This is a genomic window from Bacteroides sp. NSJ-39 (genome assembly GCF_014287315.1).
In the GTDB taxonomy this organism is placed as follows: Bacteria; Bacteroidota; Bacteroidia; order Bacteroidales; family Bacteroidaceae; genus Bacteroides; species Bacteroides finegoldii.
On the sequence record NZ_JACOOB010000018.1, the window covers coordinates 1 to 20,570 of the forward strand.

Annotated in this window: 16 protein-coding genes and 1 pseudogene; 9 read left to right on the top strand and 8 right to left on the bottom strand. The window is 42.4% G+C overall.

The annotated features are described in order from the left end of the window. Positions 1-646, bottom strand: a pseudogene (locus tag H8S63_RS16410) (IS982 family transposase); the annotation flags it as partial. 205 nt (positions 647-851) lie between these two features. On the opposite strand from H8S63_RS16410, the gene guaB reads away from it, so the two are divergent. From guaB to H8S63_RS16450, 8 genes are all read left to right on the top strand, one after another. Beyond that, positions 852-2,330, top strand: coding sequence for an IMP dehydrogenase (guaB, locus tag H8S63_RS16415; RefSeq protein WP_007749555.1), 1,479 nt, complete (start codon positions 852-854; stop codon positions 2,328-2,330). Between the two features lie 100 nt (positions 2,331-2,430). Beyond that, a complete protein-coding gene (locus H8S63_RS16420; RefSeq protein WP_186927397.1) occupies positions 2,431-3,978 on the top strand; it encodes a peptidylprolyl isomerase in 1,548 nt (515 codons plus the stop codon). A gap of 54 nt (positions 3,979-4,032) precedes the next feature. Next, positions 4,033-4,878 carry a hypothetical protein gene (locus tag H8S63_RS16425; protein WP_007749550.1) on the top strand — a complete coding sequence of 282 codons (846 nt, stop codon included), beginning with the start codon at positions 4,033-4,035 and terminating at the stop codon, positions 4,876-4,878. Positions 4,879-4,887: 9 nt separating this feature from the next. Then, the gene (locus H8S63_RS16430; RefSeq protein WP_007749541.1) at positions 4,888-6,270 is read left to right on the top strand and encodes a peptidylprolyl isomerase; all 1,383 of its coding nucleotides are present in this window, start codon (positions 4,888-4,890) and stop codon (positions 6,268-6,270) included. A gap of 21 nt (positions 6,271-6,291) precedes the next feature. After that, the gene (locus H8S63_RS16435; RefSeq protein ID WP_007749538.1) at positions 6,292-7,995 is read left to right on the top strand and encodes an OstA-like protein; all 1,704 of its coding nucleotides are present in this window, start codon (positions 6,292-6,294) and stop codon (positions 7,993-7,995) included. A 4-nt stretch (positions 7,996-7,999) separates the two neighbouring features. Next, the gene (locus tag H8S63_RS16440; RefSeq protein ID WP_007749535.1) at positions 8,000-8,299 is read left to right on the top strand and encodes a hypothetical protein; all 300 of its coding nucleotides are present in this window, start codon (positions 8,000-8,002) and stop codon (positions 8,297-8,299) included. A 10-nt stretch (positions 8,300-8,309) separates the two neighbouring features. Continuing rightward, on the top strand, positions 8,310-10,211 hold the full coding sequence (gene mutL / locus H8S63_RS16445; RefSeq protein WP_186927398.1) for a DNA mismatch repair endonuclease MutL: 1,902 nt from the start codon (positions 8,310-8,312) through the stop codon (positions 10,209-10,211). A 103-nt stretch (positions 10,212-10,314) separates the two neighbouring features. Continuing rightward, entirely contained in the window at positions 10,315-11,502 is a 1,188-nt protein-coding gene (locus tag H8S63_RS16450; protein ID WP_186927399.1) for an OmpA family protein, read from the top strand. A 159-nt stretch (positions 11,503-11,661) separates the two neighbouring features. Here H8S63_RS16450 and H8S63_RS16455 read toward each other — a convergent pair whose 3' ends face one another. From H8S63_RS16455 to trpS, 7 genes are all read right to left on the bottom strand, one after another. Continuing rightward, complete coding sequence (locus H8S63_RS16455) at positions 11,662-12,363, bottom strand: hypothetical protein (RefSeq protein ID WP_186927400.1); 702 nt, start codon at positions 12,361-12,363, stop codon at positions 11,662-11,664. Positions 12,364-12,482: 119 nt separating this feature from the next. Next, a complete protein-coding gene (locus tag H8S63_RS16460) occupies positions 12,483-13,091 on the bottom strand; it encodes a TetR/AcrR family transcriptional regulator (protein ID WP_007749526.1) in 609 nt (202 codons plus the stop codon). 130 nt (positions 13,092-13,221) lie between these two features. After that, positions 13,222-14,220 (bottom strand): PepSY domain-containing protein, encoded by a 999-nt coding sequence (locus H8S63_RS16465; RefSeq protein WP_255467673.1) that lies wholly within the window; start codon positions 14,218-14,220, stop codon positions 13,222-13,224. Continuing rightward, positions 14,184-14,366, bottom strand: a complete 183-nt coding sequence (locus tag H8S63_RS20210) for a PepSY domain-containing protein (RefSeq protein WP_255467674.1) — start codon at positions 14,364-14,366, stop codon at positions 14,184-14,186. The genes H8S63_RS16465 and H8S63_RS20210 overlap by 37 nt, the downstream gene beginning before the upstream one ends. Positions 14,367-14,457: 91 nt before the next feature. Next, entirely contained in the window at positions 14,458-15,186 is a 729-nt protein-coding gene (locus H8S63_RS16470; RefSeq protein ID WP_186927401.1) for a hypothetical protein, read from the bottom strand. Further along, entirely contained in the window at positions 15,179-15,628 is a 450-nt protein-coding gene (locus H8S63_RS16475; protein ID WP_186927402.1) for a hypothetical protein, read from the bottom strand. Before H8S63_RS16475 ends, H8S63_RS16470 begins: the two co-directional genes overlap by 8 nt. A 237-nt stretch (positions 15,629-15,865) precedes the next feature. After that, positions 15,866-16,960 carry a tryptophan--tRNA ligase gene (gene trpS / locus H8S63_RS16480; RefSeq protein ID WP_186927403.1) on the bottom strand — a complete coding sequence of 365 codons (1,095 nt, stop codon included), beginning with the start codon at positions 16,958-16,960 and terminating at the stop codon, positions 15,866-15,868. A gap of 348 nt (positions 16,961-17,308) precedes the next feature. Here trpS and carB point away from each other — a divergent pair, with 348 nt between their 5' ends. Then, positions 17,309-20,530, top strand: coding sequence for a carbamoyl-phosphate synthase (glutamine-hydrolyzing) large subunit (gene carB / locus H8S63_RS16485; RefSeq protein WP_007749503.1), 3,222 nt, complete (start codon positions 17,309-17,311; stop codon positions 20,528-20,530). Positions 20,531-20,570 lie beyond the last annotated feature (40 nt).

Sequence of the window (20,570 nt, forward strand, 5' to 3'; positions counted from 1 at the left end):
TGTATGCCATTCAGGAAAAGATTTTCAAACAGAGCCTGCCCGATATATCCCTTGTCTGCACATAGTTTTCCTTTGATGTTTTCCAGAAACTTACCTTGCTTCAACGGTTCCCGGTCATCCACGTTTTCAGGCGTGAACATGAAATTGAGGATCTCTCCTTTATCATTGATTATCAGATGCAGCTTGAATCCGAAGAACCATCCCATTGAACATCTTCCACGCTCGGCAAGTCCCTCAAATGTCTTATGAGTAAGGATTCTTTGGTTACGACAAACACGTAAGGGAGTGGAGTCGACAAAACTGATGCCGGTACAGGTTCCCTGCAGGACTTTCTTGATGAAGATGGTCAGTGGAAGCAGTACTTCCTTCTCCAGTTCCATAAAACGGTTATAAGAAACCTGACGCGGAAAAAGGTGTTTCAGATGTTTACAGACATATTCCTTATAGTAATGCTTGAAACTGCGGAAACCACCGGAGTGAAACAGGATGAGAATAACCATAATCTCAGCATCACTCATACGGTTGGGGTTGTTACGATGATTGGTCTTCTTATCCTTAATCATATATTTTTCCTGTGAAATGTAAATTCCTTGCAAAAATCATCGGCTATACAATAAATCTCTGTAACTTTAGACTCTGGAAACATAGCGGTAATCGTTTAAATGTTATAATTGGACACTATAAATTTAATGACTTTTATCGCTATGTTTCTAATTATAAGTGAAATATATTTATTCTTATATCGAACTCACGTTAATTAGCCCCCCTCATTAAATATTCTGGCGCACAGTTTGCGCATTTTGAATAAAAACCGTATATTTGCACGCAATAAATTTTAAACGCATAGCCCTATGTCATTTATTGCTGATAAGATTGTAATGGACGGGTTGACTTACGACGACGTATTGTTGATCCCTGCTTATTCTGAAGTTTTACCGCGCACTGTCGATCTCTCGACAAAGTTTTCAAAAAACATTGAGTTAAAAATTCCTTTTGTGACGGCTGCCATGGATACGGTTACCGAAGCGAAAATGGCTATTGCCATTGCTCGTGAGGGGGGTATCGGAGTGATTCACAAAAATATGTCTATCGAAGAACAGGCAAGACAAGTTGCCATTGTGAAGCGTGCCGAGAATGGTATGATTTATGACCCTGTAACGATTAAAAGAGGCTCTACCGTTCAAGACGCTTTGGACATTATGGCAGAATACAAGATTGGTGGTATCCCTGTGGTAGATGACGAAGGCTATTTGGTAGGTATTGTTACCAACAGAGACTTACGTTTCGAAAGAGATATGACTAAGCATATCGATCTTGTCATGACTCCGAAAGAAAAATTGGTGACTACTAACCAGTCTACTGACTTGGAGTCTGCTGCCCAGATTCTTCAGAAGCATAAGATTGAGAAACTTCCGATTGTCGGAATGGATGGAAAGTTGATCGGTCTGGTTACTTATAAAGACATTACAAAAGCAAAAGACAAACCGATGGCTTGTAAAGATGCCAAAGGTCGTTTGCGTGTAGCTGCCGGTGTGGGGGTTACTGCCGATACGTTGGACCGTATGCAGGCTTTGGTAGATGCAGGTGCGGATGCTATTGTCATTGATACGGCTCACGGACATTCGATGTACGTGATTGAGAAACTGAAAGAAGCTAAGAAACGCTTCCCTGATATTGATATTGTAGTAGGTAATATTGCTACCGGAGAAGCTGCGAAAGCATTGGTGGAAGCAGGTGCCGATGCGGTGAAGGTCGGTATCGGTCCGGGTTCTATCTGTACTACTCGTGTGGTTGCAGGCGTAGGCGTTCCGCAGTTGTCGGCTGTATATGATGTAGCGAAAGCCTTGAAAGGTACAGGTATTCCTTTGATTGCCGATGGTGGTTTGCGTTATTCGGGTGATGTGGTAAAAGCGTTGGCTGCCGGTGGATATTGTGTGATGATCGGATCATTGGTTGCCGGAACGGAAGAGTCTCCAGGTGATACAATCATCTTCAATGGTCGTAAATTCAAATCCTATCGAGGCATGGGCTCATTGGAAGCAATGGAGAATGGCTCAAAAGACCGTTATTTCCAAAGTGGAACGGCTGACGTAAAGAAATTGGTTCCGGAAGGCATTGCTGCCCGTGTTCCCTATAAAGGTACGCTTTTCGAAGTGGTTTATCAATTGACAGGTGGTTTACGTGCAGGTATGGGATACTGTGGCGCTGCTAATATTGAAAAACTTCATGACGCGAAGTTTACCCGTATTACCAATGCAGGGGTAATGGAAAGCCATCCGCATGATGTGACGATTACCAGTGAATCGCCTAATTATAGTCGTCCGGAATAATAAATATAAACGGTGAACTGTTAACGGTGAACGGTGAACAGGCTGTATGAATCAGCAGATGTTCGCTGCTCACCGTTTATTGTTTGTAAAATGAGAATTGATGATGAAAAGATGTTTGTTGCCGCTATGTGCCTGTCTCTTTGGAATTCTGGCTTTTGCGCAGGAAGATCCTGTGCTGATGCGTGTTAACGGGAGAGGGGTTTCCCGTTCGGAATTTGAATATTCGTATCATCATTATAGGGCAGGTGGGGGGAGGGATCTTTCCCCTAAAGAATATGCACTGCTGTTTTCTCAGGCAATACAGAAAGTTGAAGCTGCTAAGGCTATCAGACTTGATACAACTGCTGCCTTTCGCAAACAACACGAAGAGAATCGGATTAAGTTGATGGAGGATTGTCTGGTTGATAAACAGACGGTAGATAGCTGCGTTCGTGTTTCCTATCAGAAAATGGCACTGAAAGCACGTACTGGGCAAGTGCAAGTAATGCAGATTTTTAAGTATTTACCACAGACAATAACTTCCCGACATTTGGAAGAAGAAAAAGCTCGGATGGACTCTATTTATCAGGCTATCCGGAATCAGCCCGGATTGGATTTCTCTGCTTTGGTGGAATGTTATTCGGATGATAGGCAAAGCCGTTGGATTGGAGGATTGCAAACTACTGTTGAGTTTGAAAATATTGCTTTTGCTTTGTCGAAGGGAGAAATCTCCGAACCGTTTTTTACTCCTGCGGGAATCCATATTCTGAAGGTCATGGATAGGAAGGAGTTGCCTGTGTATGAGGACGTAGTCGATGGAATTGTACAGCGCATATTGCATAAGGAAATTCGGAATCAGGGGATCGGAAAAGTAATAGAGCGACTGAAAAGGGAGTGGAGGTATACTCCGAATCAGACAGGTATAGAGGAACTGTTGACAAAAGGAGATACGGAACGGACATTGTTTGCTATTGATGGGCAGGAGTATACAGGAGGTCGGTTCAAACAATTTGCTGCTTCCCATCCTATGACTGTGAAACGTCAACTTGAGGAATTTGTAGCAAAGTCTCTATTGGACTATGAAAGTAGAAATTTAGATAAAAAATATCCGGAGGCTCGGTACGCATTGCAAAAGGCGGATGAAGATTATCTTATAAAGGAAATGACACGGCAGAAAGTGGAGTTGCCTGCAATGAATGATCGGGTCGGATTGGCTACTTACTTTAAATTTCATTCATCTGATTACCACTGGGATAACCCTCGCTACAAAGGTGTTGTTCTTCACTGTGCCGATAAAAAGATTGCGAAGCGGGCAAAAAAGATGTTGAAGAAGTTACCTGCCGATGAATGGATGGATAAGCTCCGGCAAACTTTTAATACATCCGGAGCGGAAAAGATACAGATTGAACAGGGAACGTTTGCCGACGGAGAGAATAAATATGTCAATAAACTGGTTTTTAAGAGCGGAGATTTTGAACCTTTATTGTCTTATCCTTTTACTATAGTTGTCGGCAAAAAGCAGAAAGGTCCGGATGATTATCGGGAAGTAATAGACCGGGTGCGGAAGGATTATAGAACCTATCTTGACACGTGCTGGACGCGGGAATTGAGGGAGTCTGGTAAGGTTGAAATAAACCAAGAGGTTTTAAAAACAGTTAATAATAACTGATGTAACCGATTATTCACTATCTTCGTACCTTAAATAAGTAGATTTCAGTTGACAATGCGAATATTAGTCCTCTTACTGATTACCCTTCTCGGTTGTGGGGCGTGCAAGGAACAGCGCGACCACAAAGGAAAGACTCCTTTGGTAGAGGTGGACGGTAACTTTTTGTATAAAGAAGATTTGATGTCCGTGCTTCCTGTCGGGTTGTCAAAAGATGATAGTATTCTCTTCACCGAGCATTATATTCGTAGCTGGACGGAAGAAATCTTATTGTATGAAAAAGCGGCAAACAATATTCCGGACAATGTCGATGTGGACAAACTGGTGGAAAATTATCGGAAAGCGTTGATTATGCATACTTATCAGCAAGAATTGATAAACCAGAAGTTGACGAATGATATCTCCGAACAAGAAATTACGGATTATTACGGACAGAACAAGGAACTGTTCAAATTGGAGAATCCGTTGATTAAGGGGTTGTTTATCAAAGTGCCGTTGACGGCTCCCCAACTGAATAATGTGCGCAGGTGGTATAAATCTGATAAACAGGATGCTATTGAAAGTCTTGAAAAATATAGTTTGCAGAATGCGGTGAAATATGAGTACTTTTACGACAAATGGGTATCCGTGACGGATGTGTTGGATATGATTCCGTTGAAAGTGGAAGCTCCGGAAGAATATGTGAATAAACACCGTCAGATAGAATTGAAAGATACGGCATTCTGTTATTTCCTGAATGTGAGTGATTATCGTGGAGCGGGAGAGGAAAAACCGTATGAGTTTGCCCGTCCGGAAGTGAAAGACCTGCTGGTCAATCAAAAGCGGGTAGATTTTATGGAACGAGTGAAGAATGATCTCTATCAGCAGGCAGTAAGCAAGAAGAAGATTATATATAATTATTAAATACAAAGAATGAAGAAGTTTGTGAACTTTAGATTTGTTGTTACCCTTGTCTTGGCAGTATTTGCTAATGTGGCAACTTATGCTCAGGATAATGTGGTTGATGAAGTAGTTTGGGTAGTAGGTGACGAAGCTATTTTGAAATCAGATGTAGAAGAGGCTCGTATGGATGCCCTGTATAATGGACGCAGATTCGAAGGCGATCCGTATTGTGTGATTCCTGAAGAGATTGCCGTGCAGAAGTTATTTTTGCATCAAGCTAAGTTGGATAGTATTGAGGTTTCCGAAGCGGAGATCATCCAGCGTGTAGATATGATGACCAATATGTATATCCAGCAGATCGGTTCAAAAGAAAAAATGGAGGAATACTTCAATAAGACTTCGACACAGATTCGCGAAACTTTGCGTGATAATGCGCGTGACGGGTTGACAGTGCAGAAGATGCAGCAGAAATTGGTGGGAGAGATCAAGGTGACTCCGGCGGAAGTACGCCGTTACTTCAAAGATCTTCCGCAGGATAGCATTCCTTATATCCCGACACAGGTGGAAGTGCAGATTATCACGTTGCAACCGAAGATTCCTATCTCGGAAATTGAAGATGTGAAGAAGAAATTGCGTGACTACACAGACCGTGTGACAAAAGGGGAAATTGACTTCTCTACATTGGCGCGTTTGTATTCTGAGGATAAAGCTTCTGCCATCAAAGGTGGTGAGTGTGGATTTATGGGACGCGGTATGATGGATCCGGCCTATGCGAATGTAGCATTCAGCTTGCAGGATCCGAAGAAGGTTTCCAAGATCGTGGAGTCGGAATTTGGTTATCACATCATTCAGTTGATTGAAAAGCGCGGTGACCGTGTGAATACCCGCCACATCCTGTTGCGTCCGAAAGTATCGGAGAAGGAACTGACCGAAGCTTGCGCACGTCTGGATTCTATTGCTGACGATATCCGTGCGAACAAATTTTCTTTTGATGAAGCAGCAGCCGTTATCTCACAAGATAAGGATACCCGTAACAACCATGGTATCATGGTGAATGTTAATGAGCACTCGGGTATTACTACTTCTAAGTTCCAGATGCAGGATCTTCCACAGGACGTTGCCAAAGTTGTGGACAAGATGAATGTGGGAGAAATTTCAAAAGCCTTTACAATGATAAACGAGAAGGATGGAAAAGAAGTTTGTGCAATCGTGAAGTTGAAAACAAAGATCAATGGTCATAAGGCTACCATTGCGGAAGACTATCAGGACTTGAAAGAAATTGTAATGGATAAGCGTCGTGAAGAGATGTTACAAAAATGGATTCTGGACAAACAGAAACATACCTATGTACGTATCAACGAAAACTGGCAGAAGTGTGACTTCAAATACCCGGGTTGGGTGAAGAAGGATTGATGTTTAACAGCTTGATTTTATATGCTGAAACGAAATAAGAAAGATAAACAACAAGACAGGCATAGATGGCTCCTTATAGGCTTTCTATGCCTGTTTGGCGTATGTCTTGTGGCGCAAAATCCCAAGAAACCGGCAGACAAGAAACAACAACCGGCGAATAAGCAACAGTCGGAAAGTAAGAAGCAGCCGGAAAATAAAAAGACAAAGGTTTATTTGCTTCATGCGGATGAGGGACAGGCGGATAAACTGTCTCGTCCGGACGTGCAAGTACTGATCGGTAATGTGAAAATGCGCCATGACAGTATGTATATGTATTGTGACAGTGCGCTGATTTTTGAGAAAACCAATTCTGTAGAGGCTTTCAGTAATGTTCGTATGGAGCAGGGAGACACCTTATTCATCTACGGTGATTATCTATATTACGACGGAATGACGCAGATTGCGCAACTCCGTGAAAACGTGAAAATGATTAACCGTAATACGACTTTGCTGACGGATAGCTTGAATTATGACCGTCTTTATGATCTCGGGTATTACTTCGAGGGAGGAACTTTGATGGATGAAGAGAATGTGCTGACTTCCGACTGGGGGGAGTATAGTCCTGCTACCAAACAGTCGGTGTTTAATCATGACGTGAAATTGGTTAACCCGAAGTTTGTATTGACTTCCGATACATTAAGGTATAATACAGAGAACAAAATCGCAGTTATTCTCGGTCCTTCAAACATCGTTAGTGACAATAACCATATCTACTCCGAGCGTGGATTCTATAATACATTGACCGAGCAAGCCGAACTGTTGGACCGTTCCATTCTGACCAATCAAGGAAAGAAATTGGTGGGCGACAGTCTGTTCTACGACCGTGTTGCCGGTTATGGGGAAGCGTTCGACAATGTGAAGATGACGGATGCCATCAATAAGAATATGCTGACAGGAGATTATTGTTTCTACAATGAATTGACTGACTCCGCCTTCGCAACAAAACGGGCTGTGGCTATCGACTACTCACAGGGGGATAGCCTCTTTATGCACGGAGATACTTTGCAGCTGGTGTCTTACAATCTGAATACCGACTCGTTGTATCGTTTAATGAAAGCTTATCATAAAGTACGTATGTATCGTACAGACGTGCAAGGAGTATGCGATTCACTGGTTTATAATTCGAAAGATTCTTGTATGACCATGTATACCGATCCGATTCTGTGGAATGACGGTCAGCAGTTATTAGGTGAGGAAATCAAGATTTATATGAACGACAGTACTATTGATTGGGCACATATCATCAATCAGGCATTAACGGTGGAGATGAAGGATTCCATTCACTATAATCAAGTGTCCGGAAAGGAGATGAAGGCTTATTTCATAAATGGTGATATGCGTCATATCGAGGTAGTCGGTAATGTGCAAACGGCTTTCTATCCGGAAGAGAAAGACAGTACCATGACGGGATTTAACTGTTTGGAGGGCAGCGTGCTCCATCTTTATATGAAGGATAAGAAAATGGAAAAAGGGCTGTTTGTCGGCAAATCTAACGGAACGATGTATCCGATGGACCAAATCCCTCCTGACAAACTGCGTCTCCCTACTTTTTCCTGGTTTGACTATGTCCGTCCGTTGAATAAAGACGATATTTTCAACTGGCGTGGCAAACGTGCGGGAGAAACGTTGAAACCGACTACCGACAGGCGTCCAAAGACAGATAAGCGTAACTTAATTAATATGTAGCAGTATGGGAATGTTTAATTCGATGAGGAAACCCCGTGGCTTTAATCATCAATACATTTATGTAGACGAGCGTAAAGAGAAACTCGCCAAGATGGAAGAGAACGCTAAACGCGACTTGGGGATGTTGCCGGAGAAAGAATTTAATCCGGAAGATATCCGTGGTAAGTTTATCGAAGGAACTACCCACTTGAAAAGAAGAAAAGCAAGTGGTCGCAAGCCGATCTCTTTCGGAATCATATTGATTATCATTGCCTTTCTTCTTTATCTGTGGCATTATTTAGCAACAGGAAGCTGGAGTTTTTAATTTACGAAGTATGAGCGATATTATTCATTTGTTGCCGGATTCGGTAGCCAATCAGATTGCTGCCGGTGAAGTGATACAACGTCCGGCGTCTGTAGTCAAAGAGCTAGTGGAGAATGCAATTGATGCGGAGGCGCAAAATATACATGTGCTGGTGACTGATGCGGGAAAAACGAGTATTCAGGTTATTGATGATGGAAAGGGAATGTCCGAAACGGATGCCCGTCTTTCTTTCGAACGCCATGCTACATCCAAAATACGTGAGGCTTCCGATTTGTTTGCTTTGCGCACGATGGGATTTCGAGGAGAAGCTTTGGCTTCCATAGCCGCAGTGGCGCAGGTGGAGTTGAAGACACGTCCGGAATCAGAAGAGCTAGGGACAAAGCTGCTGATAGCGGGCTCTACAGTGGAGAGTCAGGAAGCTGTTTCCTGTTCTAAAGGAAGCAATTTCTCTATAAAGAATCTGTTCTTTAATGTGCCGGCCCGGCGTAAGTTTCTGAAAGCTAATTCCACCGAACTGAGCAATATCCTTGCTGAATTTGAACGGATCGCTCTCGTTCATCCGGAAGTTGCCTTCTCGCTTTACAGTAATGATTCCGAACTTTTCAATCTTCCCGTATCTCCGTTGCGCCAGCGTATCATGGCTATTTTCGGTAAAAAGCTTAATCAGCAACTGCTGAATATAGAGGTGAATACTACGATGGTGAAAATCTCCGGATACGTAGCTAAGCCGGAGACTGCCCGCAAGAAAGGTGCACATCAGTATTTCTTTGTCAATGGACGTTATATGCGCCATCCTTACTTTCACAAGGCGGTGATGGAAGCTTATGAGCAGTTGATTCCCGCCGGTGAACAGATCTCCTACTTCATTTATTTTGAAGTAGATCCGGCTAATATCGATGTGAATATCCATCCGACAAAAACAGAAATCAAGTTTGAGAATGAACAGGCTATTTGGCAGATTCTTTCGGCTTCTGTCAAAGAATCATTGGGTAAGTTCAGCGCTATTCCTTCTATTGATTTTGATACGGAAGACATGCCCGATATTCCGGCATTTGAGCAGAGCACCTCTTCCGAACCTCCTAAAGTTCATTATAATTCAGATTATAATCCGTTCAAGGTTTCGGCTGGAGGCAGTGGTGGCGGTTCATATAGTCGCTCCAAAGTGGAATGGGAAGATTTATACGGGGGATTGACAAAGGCTAGCAAAATGAATAATCCGATGCCCGAGCCTGAGACAGATTGGGAAAACCCTTTTAGTGGTGAACAACAATCGTTTGTCACGGAGAAAGAGGGAGAAACGCTGACATCCATAGCTTCGACCTTGTATGGCGATGAGCCTGTGGTGGAGAAAGGAAACCAACATTTGCAATTTAAAGGGCGCTTCATTCTGACTTCTGTGAAATCCGGTTTGATGCTTATTGATCAGCACCGGGCACATATCCGAGTACTTTTCGACCGTTATATGGAACAGATCCGGCAGAAACAAGGAGTATCTCAAGGCGTTCTCTTCCCGGAGATATTGCAGTTGCCGGCTTCGGAAGCAGCCGTGTTGCAAGGTATCATGGATGATTTGGCGGCGGTAGGTTTCGATTTGAGTAATTTAGGTGGCGGAAGTTATGCTATAAATGGCATTCCATCGGGTATCGAAGGATTGAATCCGGTTGAATTGGTGCGTAATATGCTGCATACGGCAATGGAAAAAGGAAACGATGTAAAGGAAGAAATCCAAAATATATTGGCTTTAACATTGGCGCGTGCGGCGGCAATCGTTTACGGGCAAGTATTGAGCAATGAAGAGATGGTAAGCCTTGTCGATAATCTTTTTGCCTGTCCTTCACCGAATTACACCCCGGATGGGAAAACAGTGTTGACAACGATCAAAGAGGAAGATATCGAACGTTTATTCAAATAAAACAAATTATTTTTTCTATTCATAAAACCTTTTAGTTCGGTTCGTGTTATTTAATTAGTTAAACAAAGAAAAAGATTTAAATAACCACTTAACTATTAGGTATATGAAAAAGATTCTGATGTTGCTGGCTTTTGCCGGCGTTGCGTCTGTCGCTTCTGCGCAGCAGACTATGACGGTAACTGAATACGAAGTGATTCAGGTACAGGATAAATATCAAGTAATAACCAATCCATTCTGGAGCAACTGGTTCTTCTCTGTAGGAGGTGGTGCTCAGGTGCTGTATGGCAACAATGACCATATCGGCAAATTCCGAGATCGTGTCGCTCCTACGTTTAATGTATCTGTCGGCAAATGGGTGACTCCGGGTTTGGGTGTACGTTTGCAATACAGCGGACTGCAAGCTAAGGGATTCACAATGAATGAAACGGCCGATTATGTAGTCGGTGGTCCGAGAGAAGATGGTTCTTACAAACAGAGATGGGATTATATGAACCTTCACGGTGATTTGATGATTAACTTAAATGCATTATTCGGTGGATATAATCCGGATCGTATTTATGAGATCATACCTTATATCGGTGCAGGTTGGGCTCACTCCTATACTCGTCCTCATACCAATTCGGCTACTTTCAATGCAGGTATCATCAACCGTTTCCGCTTGTCGAATGCTGTCGATTTGAATCTGGAATTGAGTGCAACAGGGCTGGAAGGTAAGTTTGACGGTGAACACGGAGGTAAACGTGACTATGACGGTATCTTAGGTGCTACTGTAGGTGTAACCTATTATTTCCCGACTCGTGGATTCCAACGTCCTGTACCACAGATTATCTCTGAAATCGAATTAAGTCAGATGCGTGATCAGATGAATGCGATGGCTGCCGCTAATCTGCAGTTGCAACAGCAGTTGGCTAACGCACAACAACCGGTGGAAATAGAAGACACTGAAGAAGTTGTGATTGCAGATACCAACATTGCCCCACGTACTGTATTCTTCAAGATTGGCTCTGATAAGTTGTCTCCGCAAGAAGAAATGAACTTGTCATACCTTGCTAATAAGATAAAAGAGTTTCCGAATACTACGTACACAATCAATGGATATGCAGACTCTGCAACCGGTACTCCGGCTTTCAACCAGAAGTTGAGTCTGGAACGTGCACAAGTTGTTAAAGATTTGCTCGTTAAGAAGTATGGCATTTCTGCCGATAGACTGAAAGTTGCTGCCGGTGGTGGTGTCGATAAATTCGGTCAACCGATCCTGAACCGTGTAGTATTGGTAGAATCAGCACAGTAACGAAATGATTTCAGCATTCAACGATTCTTTATAGTCGCTTGCTGAAAAAAGAAAAACGGCTGAAAGCGAAACCTGAAAGTAGGTGTTCTCGCTTTCAGCCGTCTTTTTATTAGTTCTCCTGTTGAATACAGTTTTATTTTTCTCTCCTATATTTTTCTTTTAGTTGAATATCGGCAGTGAAACTTTTAGGTTCGGATACAGGTCGCCTAGTTGTTTCAAAAAATCATTTGCTATGATAATGGCTTCTATTGTCTTTTGGGGATTCGTTGGTATTTCTGCAATATTGGTAAAAATCAAGCAGGAGTAGATGATGAGTACGACAGGTTTGTCATCAGTCTGTAGTGATAACTTATAAGCTTTTATGTTATTTCCGCGAGCTTGAGCCTGTGCCTGTACCGAACCGGTCAGTGGAAGTTCGGTAAGTCTGGAATTCTCAAGACGTGCTGCATCGAAGATAAAGTGCCGATCGATCTCACCGTCCGTATCTGTGTCGAATAAATGTAAGTTTTTTCCGCTTAGTACGAGATATTTAGGTGTTTGCACTGTGGTGAAACGTACTGCTCCCAAAGTTGCCATTCCTTTTAATTTATCTTTTACTCCGTCTTTGAGGGCAGAAGCTACCCCATATTCATTGCTGGCATAGTTGAAAGCATCAATCTTTTCCTGTTCCATCGCTTTCTTTAAGAAAGGTAGTTCGGAAGTCAGGAAGTGGTTTTTATACTTCTCGGCATTTGCAAATTCTGCTTTGAAATCAGTGTTGCTGACAATTTGAGCTTGTTGTGAGTTCTTGTTCTTTATATAGAACCAATACCCTAAATATAGGGCGATAAAAACGATGGGAATGAGTGTGTAAATTGACATAATTTATCTTTTTAAGTTATTGACTTAGGCGCAAATATATAAAAAAGTTAAGCAAAAACCATACAATTGTTTGGTTTTTTGCTTAACTTTCTGTCAATGTACACTTTATCAGTGGCTTATCATTTCAGTAATGAGTAAATATAACGGAAATTTTCAGCAAGAAGATCGACATCCAATCCGTTTAAGAATGATTGCTCATAAGACAGACCGAAATACATTTGACGGAACATGGTTGCCGCCTTCTTCACATCTGTATCAGGACGTATTTCTCCACTATCTTTTGCTTGTTGTATAATGGTAGTCCACAAATGATAATCTTGTTCATAAAACTTGGGTATCTGTTTCCGGATATTGGGATAGTACATCCTGACCTGTGTGAAGAAGTGAAAATAGTAAAAATTGGGACAAGAATCATAAGGATTGTTGCCGTCATCTATTAATTCCACCAATCGCTTCATGGTAGCGGTTACACCTTTCAAATACAGTTCGATAAAATCTTTTAAGGTACATTCTTTTACATCGAACTTATTATTCGGATGATGGATTTGAAATACAAATTTGTCTACTACTGCTACAAATAAATCTAATTTGTATGGAAAGTAGTGGATGATGCCTGCCCTTGATAGTCCGCAGGCTTTCGCAATCTCTGTAAAGCTGGCTTTCTCGTAGTTCATTTTGACAAATACCTTAAAGGCCTTTTCCAGCACTTCTTCCCGATTGGTAATCATACTTTTTGTAGGTTTTATGTTTTTATTACGAAGATACAGAATTTTTCAAATTGCTCCTTATTTTTATTGGATAGAGTTTGTTAATTAGCTTTATTCAATTTTTGTATGACTATGGTGAGAAATGTAATACTTAAGACTTACGAAGGTGTAATGAATGATTCTGTTTCTTTTTGAACCAAATAATAAAGCCGGTGACAGGTAACGATGCTCCGATTAGTGCACATACGAATACAATGATTTCCCCGAAGATACCCAAAATTCTTCCATCGTGAATTTCAAGATTCATCCGTCTTAGTTTGTCGGCAGGTGATGCTTCTGTGTATTTTCCGGCATAAGCTCCTGAGCCTTGTAAGGGAGCAAGTGTATATTGATCGAAGAATAAGTTGTCGGTTTTATAATAAGAGCCTCTTTCATGAACTACGCTGACACGTATTACCTCTTCCTTTTTCTGTGGCAGGGCAAAATAAAATGTGGCGGCGTTGGGAGATTCTTCTTTTAATTTCTTAAAGAGGACATTCAGACTGGCTTTTCCTGCTTCGATATGTAAAGTGCCCGATTGCGGAAGTACATAAGGTTTCAGTTCTTTTCCTCCGGAAGTGATGCAATATGTTGCCTTGCTGAACCAATTAAAACTCCATACTAGTCCGGTAGCAGAGAGGACGAACAATACGATGGCGGCATATCCGCCTAAAACATTATGCAGGTCATAATTGAGCCGTGCAAAAGGAGCTTTGATTTTCAGTGTGAAATTACGGAGGGCAGTTTTCTTATTCCATTTCCGGGGATACCAGAGTACAAGCCCTGTTATTAATGTAATTACGAATATTACAACGCTGTACCCGATCATTAATTTTCCCGCCTTGCCGGGTATCCATAATGTTCTGTGACCTTTCAATATAAAGGAGAAAAAATCCGTTTCTCTGGGTTCTTTGCAGACACTGTGAATGACTTTTCCCGTATAAGGATTGATAAAGACAGTGTAGGAAGTCATATAATCAACGAATACCGCATCTGTCGTTTCACCGTAAGTGATAGCGGTGGGAGCATTTTTGCCCGTATGGTTATTGGCAATTTTCAAAATCTCTTCCGGCATTAATAGGGGGAGGGCTCCGGTGATACGAATTTCCAAGGCTGGGTTGCATCGTTGAACTCATCCTTAAAGGCGTAAAGGCACCCGGTGATACATACGATAAATACGACGATACCCGAAAGCAAGCCCAACCACAGGTGGAGTCGCAGACAGAACTTTCTGAAGTTTTTGTGGATGAGATTCATTGTTGTTAATTATTCATTCAAAACACAGGTTATCATGGATTGTTTTTAATCTCTACATAAACCTGCGATAATCTGAGTTTTGATATAGCTGTTAGTTCATTTTAAAAGTGGCAGAGACGAAGTTGCTTGCAACTTTAGCTCCACGTTCGGCAGTCGCATTGTTGATATCGACCTTGTAGAAATAGAGTGCGCCGTCTGTAGCAAGCGGTATATAGAAACAGCCATTCTCAATTACTCCGCTCATTCGCTGACTGCCATCGCCATCATGAACAGGAATTTGAGGAATATCTTTTACCGTTTTCTCTTTTACGTCAATAATACAGGCTTTCAATTCTTTATCTGCCCATCTGGTCATTTCTTCCGATTGCAATGTACTTACTTGAGCAAAGAACTTACCGTTACCCAAATATTGCAAATGAACGGGTTTCAGACCTCTGGCTGCGGTTTCAACGTCAAAGTAATAGTCATCGAATTGGGTTGTTCCTTTCGGGATATGTAAGAATGCGGCTTTCTTTGTACTGTTCTCTGTAAAACCGTTAGCTATGGATGTATTTGAGAACGTGTACATGTCACCTGATTCGGTTTGGAAGATCCCATTGTAAGCATTCCATGAACCGGCTATGGCTGCACGTTTATCTTCCATTGTCGTGATATATTCCAGTTCAGGATAAGAGTATACGGCTACATACGCTTTGTTGATGTAACGTGTCACACTCGGCTTTTTTGTTTCGTCTGTCAAGTAATATGTGATATAAATCTTGTTGTCACTGACAGTCATACCGGTAAGGCGGGGCCAGTCCGAAGTTGACAGTTCATTCACAGGCTTTGTCACCTTTCGAACAAGGTAGCATTCCATCGTGTATATTTGGCCATCCATCCCAGACCAAGTATTGCTTGTCAATACTCTGAGGAACTTTATTGTATTCGTTGGCAGGATCTTCTACATCGGACACTTTGCGTGTCAGTCCGGAGTAGACATGATTTAGTGATAAAGTGTGATACTGATTGAATGTATAGTTCAGACTGGTATTTGTTCTCCATTCTTTGTTATTGATATGGAGTTGTGAGCGCAATCTTTCGCCTGAACTGGTGGAAGCGTTTGGCACCCATTCGCCCTGCCAGTTGTATCGTCTTGGGACAGTATCCGTACTGTTATTGTCAACGTCACTGTAAGAACCGTAAAAAGAAAGTCCCAACCCTTCTATGAACAGGTCTGATACCGACAAATACCATTTAAACATACTTTTTTTCTTTCTTTTCATATCAATCGTTATCCTGAATAGTTTGCGGTGCAAAAGTAGATAAACGGGATATGCCTGGCAATCGTTATATTGGGGTATTTGTATGGCTGCTGTTTGTCGGAGGATTTACGCAATCATTATTTATTGGTATATTTGGAAACCATAGTTTGGAATTTATTCATAGAAATAAAAAGTCCGGGCAAATGAGTCCGGACTTTTTTAGTTGTAGGAGAGTCTGCTAAAACGCAGATTAATCTCTTATTCCTGAGAGAAGCGTTTTACCTGTTCTTTGATCAGTTCTTTATCATCGAAGTAATTGATCTTCATTGCTTTCTTTACATCAGCCAATGTCTCGGCTGCGGTAGCTCTTGCCACTTCGCATCCTTTTCGGAGCATTTCGTAGACAGCAGGAATATCTTTGCTGAATTCTTTGCGGCGATTGCGAATCGGTTCCAGCGTCTCCTGCATGATGGAATTCAGGAAGCGTTTTACTTTTACATCCCCCAATCCGCCGCGTTGGTAGTGAGCTTTCAATTCAGCCAGATTCGGGTAATCCGGTAAATAACGTTCAAAATGTTCCGGACGGCAGAAAGCATCGAGATATGTGAACACGGTATTGCCTTCGATTTTTCCCGGATCCTGCACACGGAGATGTCCCGGGTCGGTGTACATACTCATGATTTTTTTCTGTATTTCCTCCGGCTCTTCCGAAAGGTAGATACAGTTCCCAAGTGATTTGCTCATTTTTGCCTTACCGTCAGTTCCCGGCAAACGCAGGCAAGCGGCATTGTCAGGCAACAGGATTTCCGGCTCTACCAATGTCTCACCATAAATATAATTAAAACGACGGACAATCTCGCGTGCCTGTTCAAGCATTGGTTCCTGGTCCTCACCTACGGGAACAGTCGTAGCACGGAAAGCAGTGATATCCGCAGCCTGGCTGATAGGATAAGTGAAGAAGCCTACGGGGATACTTGCTTCGAAATTACGCATCTGGATTTCCGCTTTAACCGTCGGATTACGTTGCAGACGCGATACACTTACAAGGTCCATGTAATAGAAACTAAGTTCGCACAATTCCGGTATTTGCGACTGAATAAAGATGGTCGCTTTGGAAGGATCGATTCCGCAAGCCAGATAGTCGAGGGCAACCTCAATAACATTCTGACGTACTTTCTCCGGATTGTCTATATTGTCTGTCAATGCCTGCGAATCGGCAATGAAGATAAACATCTTGCTATAATCACCCGCGTCTTGTAACTCCACTCTGCGTTTCAACGAACCTACATAATGGCCGATATGAAGTCTGCCGGTAGGACGGTCGCCCGTCAATATTATTTTTTCTTTTCCCATTGTTATTACCTTATTAATATCTATTTAGCGACAAAGATACGGATAAAAACTGAAAGATGTATCAAAATGGGAACACTTCACTGTAAAAAAGTAGACGTTTCTTTTTGCCATTTGCAAAATATGTCGTTACTTTGCACAAATTTTGGAACCGACAATGAATCAACAGGAAATCAGAAGTAAGTATTATCTACATTCGGATGTTTTGCACCCGGAAACGGCAGGCTTCTTCTTTTTTCTCCAAAAACGATATTTTAGTTCTTTGGTAATGCGTTAATCCTTTTTTGAGGGTAACGCATTTTTTTTTATGGACGAACTTAGAAATAACAACTTATTATAACAACAAAAGAAATGGAAAAGGAAATCAAGAAAGTTCTCGTTTTGGGTTCTGGAGCACTCAAAATCGGACAAGCCGGAGAGTTCGACTACTCAGGCTCACAAGCACTGAAAGCTTTGAAAGAAGAAGGTATCAGCTCAGTATTGGTAAACCCGAACATCGCAACCATTCAGACTTCTGAAGGCATTGCCGATAAAGTGTATTTCCTTCCCGTAACTACTTATTTCGTAGAAGAGATTATCAAGAAGGAACGTCCGGACGGTATTCTGTTGGCATTTGGCGGACAGACCGCGTTGAACTGTGGTGCAGAACTCTATACACAGGGTATTCTTGATAAATATGGAGTAAAAGTGCTTGGTACGTCTGTTGAGGCTATCATGTATACTGAAGACCGCGATCTGTTCGTGAAGAAGCTCGATGAAATCAGTATGAAAACTCCTGTCAGCCAAGCTGTAGAAAGTATGGAAGACGCGATTGCTGCTGCCCGTAAGATTGGCTATCCGGTTATGGTGCGCTCGGCTTATGCGCTGGGAGGCCTTGGTAGCGGTATTTGCGCTAATGAGGAAGAATTTCTGAAGTTGGCTGAAAGTTCATTTGCGTTCTCTAAACAAATTCTTGTTGAAGAGTCTTTGAAGGGCTGGAAAGAAATAGAGTTTGAGGTAATCCGTGACGCTAATGACCACTGTTTTACAGTAGCGAGCATGGAAAACTTCGACCCTCTGGGCATTCATACCGGTGAGTCTATCGTTGTTGCTCCGACTTGCTCACTGGACGACAAGGAACTGAAAATGTTGCAGGAGCTTTCTACAAAATGTATCCGCCATTTAGGTATCGTAGGTGAATGTAATATTCAGTATGCTTTCAACTCTGATACGGATGATTACCGTGTGATTGAAGTAAACGCTCGTTTGAGCCGTTCTTCCGCTTTGGCTTCTAAGGCTACCGGTTATCCGTTGGCATTTGTCGCAGCCAAAATTGCTTTGGGTTACTCGCTCGACCAGATTGGCGAGATGGGAACTCCTAACTCTGCATATGTTGCTCCTCAGCTTGACTATTATATCTGTAAGATCCCTCGTTGGGACTTGACGAAGTTTGCCGGTGTATCTCGTGAAATCGGTTCGAGCATGAAGTCGGTAGGTGAGATCATGTCTATCGGGCGCTCTTTCGAAGAAATCATTCAGAAAGGTCTTCGTATGATTGGGCAGGGTATGCATGGTTTCGTAGGTAATGACGAACTCCATTTCGACGATCTCGATAAGGAACTTTCACGTCCGACTGACTTGCGTATCTTCTCCATTGCGCAGGCTATGGAAGAAGGCTACACTATCGAACGTATCCATGATCTGACAAAGATTGATCCTTGGTTCCTCGGCAAACTAAAAAATATTGTTGATTATAAAGCTAAGTTATCTACTTATAATAAGGTAGAAGATATTCCGGCTGATGTAATGCGTGAAGCAAAGATTTTAGGCTTCTCTGACTTCCAGATCGCACGTTTTGTTCTGAATCCGACAGGAAATATGGAGAAAGAAAACTTGGCGGTACGTGCTCATCGTAAATCTATGGGTATCCTTCCGGCTGTAAAACGTATCAATACAGTTGCTTCCGAACATCCGGAACTGACCAACTATCTGTATATGACATATGCAGTGGAAGGTTATGATGTGAACTATTATAAGAACGAAAAATCAGTAGTCGTGTTGGGCTCGGGTGCTTATCGCATCGGTAGCTCGGTTGAGTTTGACTGGTGTTCGGTGAATGCAGTTCAGACCGCTCGTAAGCTGGGCTATAAATCAATTATGATTAACTACAACCCGGAAACAGTTTCTACAGACTATGATATGTGCGACCGTCTGTACTTCGACGAACTTTCTTTTGAACGTGTGCTTGACGTAATCGATCTTGAACAGCCTCGTGGTGTGATTGTTTCCGTAGGTGGACAGATCCCGAACAACCTGGCCATGAAACTTTACCGTCAGTCGGTTCCTGTATTGGGTACTTCTCCAATCTCGATCGACCGCGCCGAGAATCGTAACAAATTCTCCGCTATGCTTGATCAACTGGGTATCGACCAGCCGGCTTGGCAAGAGCTGACGAGCCTTGAGGATGTCAAAGGATTCGTAGAAAAAGTAGGCTATCCGGTATTGGTTCGTCCTTCTTACGTGCTTTCGGGAGCTGCAATGAATGTTTGCTATGATGACGAGGAGCTGGAGAATTTCTTGAAGATGGCTGCCGAAGTTTCTAAAGAATATCCGGTGGTTGTTTCTCAATTCCTTGAAAATACAAAAGAGATTGAGTTTGACGCGGTTGCCCAGAACGGTGAAGTAGTAGAGTACGCAATCTCTGAACATGTGGAATTTGCAGGTGTTCACTCCGGTGACGCTACACTGGTGTTCCCGGCTCAGAAGATTTATTTTGCAACAGCACGCCGTATCAAGAAGATCAGCCGTCAGATTGCCAAAGAACTCAATATCTCCGGCCCGTTCAATATTCAGTTCTTGGCCCGTAACAATGAGGTGAAAGTAATCGAGTGTAACTTGCGTGCTTCTCGTAGCTTCCCGTTTGTTTCTAAGGTACTGAAACGTAACTTCATTGAAACGGCTACCCGCATCATGCTGGATGCTCCGTACTCACGTCCGGATAAATCTGCATTCGATATCGATTGGATTGGTGTAAAAGCATCTCAGTTCTCTTTCTCCCGTTTGCACAAGGCTGACCCGGTATTGGGTGTGGATATGTCTTCTACGGGTGAAGTGGGATGTATCGGTGATGATTTCTCTGAAGCATTGTTGAATGCAATGATTGCTACCGGCTTCAAGATTCCTGAAAAAGCAGTGATGTTCTCTTCCGGTGCTATGAAGTCAAAGGTTGATTTGCTGGACGCCAGCCGTATGTTATTCGCTAAGGGATATCAGATCTACGCTACTGCCGGAACTGCAGCCTTCCTGAATGCTCATGGTGTGGATACTACTCCGGTTTATTGGCCGGATGAGAAGCCGGGTGCGGAAAACAACGTGATGAAGATGATTGCCGATCACAAGTTTGATTTGATCGTCAACATTCCGAAGAATCATAGCAAACGTGAATTGACAAACGGTTACCGTATCCGTCGTGGCGCTATTGACCATAACATTCCGTTGATTACAAACGCTCGTCTGGCAAGTGCCTTTATCGAAGCATTCTGTGACTTGAAATTGAATGATATTCAGATTAAGAGCTGGCAGGAATATAAATAAAAACTGCTTGAGCGGTATGGTATATTAAACTAAGTAAGAC

What these genes read in the sequence shown, in the direction of transcription:
- guaB (WP_007749555.1), top strand. Translation starts at nt 852, where the DNA reads ATGTCATTTATTGCTGATAAGATTGTAATGGACGGGTTGACTTACGAC.
- H8S63_RS16420 (WP_186927397.1), top strand. Translation starts at nt 2,431, where the DNA reads ATGATGAAAAGATGTTTGTTGCCGCTATGTGCCTGTCTCTTTGGAATT.
- H8S63_RS16425 (WP_007749550.1), top strand. Translation starts at nt 4,033, where the DNA reads ATGCGAATATTAGTCCTCTTACTGATTACCCTTCTCGGTTGTGGGGCG.
- H8S63_RS16430 (WP_007749541.1), top strand. Translation starts at nt 4,888, where the DNA reads ATGAAGAAGTTTGTGAACTTTAGATTTGTTGTTACCCTTGTCTTGGCA.
- H8S63_RS16435 (WP_007749538.1), top strand. Translation starts at nt 6,292, where the DNA reads ATGCTGAAACGAAATAAGAAAGATAAACAACAAGACAGGCATAGATGG.
- H8S63_RS16440 (WP_007749535.1), top strand. Translation starts at nt 8,000, where the DNA reads ATGGGAATGTTTAATTCGATGAGGAAACCCCGTGGCTTTAATCATCAA.
- mutL (WP_186927398.1), top strand. Translation starts at nt 8,310, where the DNA reads ATGAGCGATATTATTCATTTGTTGCCGGATTCGGTAGCCAATCAGATT.
- H8S63_RS16450 (WP_186927399.1), top strand. Translation starts at nt 10,315, where the DNA reads ATGAAAAAGATTCTGATGTTGCTGGCTTTTGCCGGCGTTGCGTCTGTC.
- H8S63_RS16455 (WP_186927400.1), bottom strand. Translation starts at nt 12,363, where the DNA reads ATGTCAATTTACACACTCATTCCCATCGTTTTTATCGCCCTATATTTA.
- H8S63_RS16460 (WP_007749526.1), bottom strand. Translation starts at nt 13,091, where the DNA reads ATGATTACCAATCGGGAAGAAGTGCTGGAAAAGGCCTTTAAGGTATTT.
- H8S63_RS20210 (WP_255467674.1), bottom strand. Translation starts at nt 14,366, where the DNA reads ATGAATCTCATCCACAAAAACTTCAGAAAGTTCTGTCTGCGACTCCAC.
- H8S63_RS16475 (WP_186927402.1), bottom strand. Translation starts at nt 15,628, where the DNA reads ATGAAAAGAAAGAAAAAAAGTATGTTTAAATGGTATTTGTCGGTATCA.
- trpS (WP_186927403.1), bottom strand. Translation starts at nt 16,960, where the DNA reads ATGGGAAAAGAAAAAATAATATTGACGGGCGACCGTCCTACCGGCAGA.
- carB (WP_007749503.1), top strand. Translation starts at nt 17,309, where the DNA reads ATGGAAAAGGAAATCAAGAAAGTTCTCGTTTTGGGTTCTGGAGCACTC.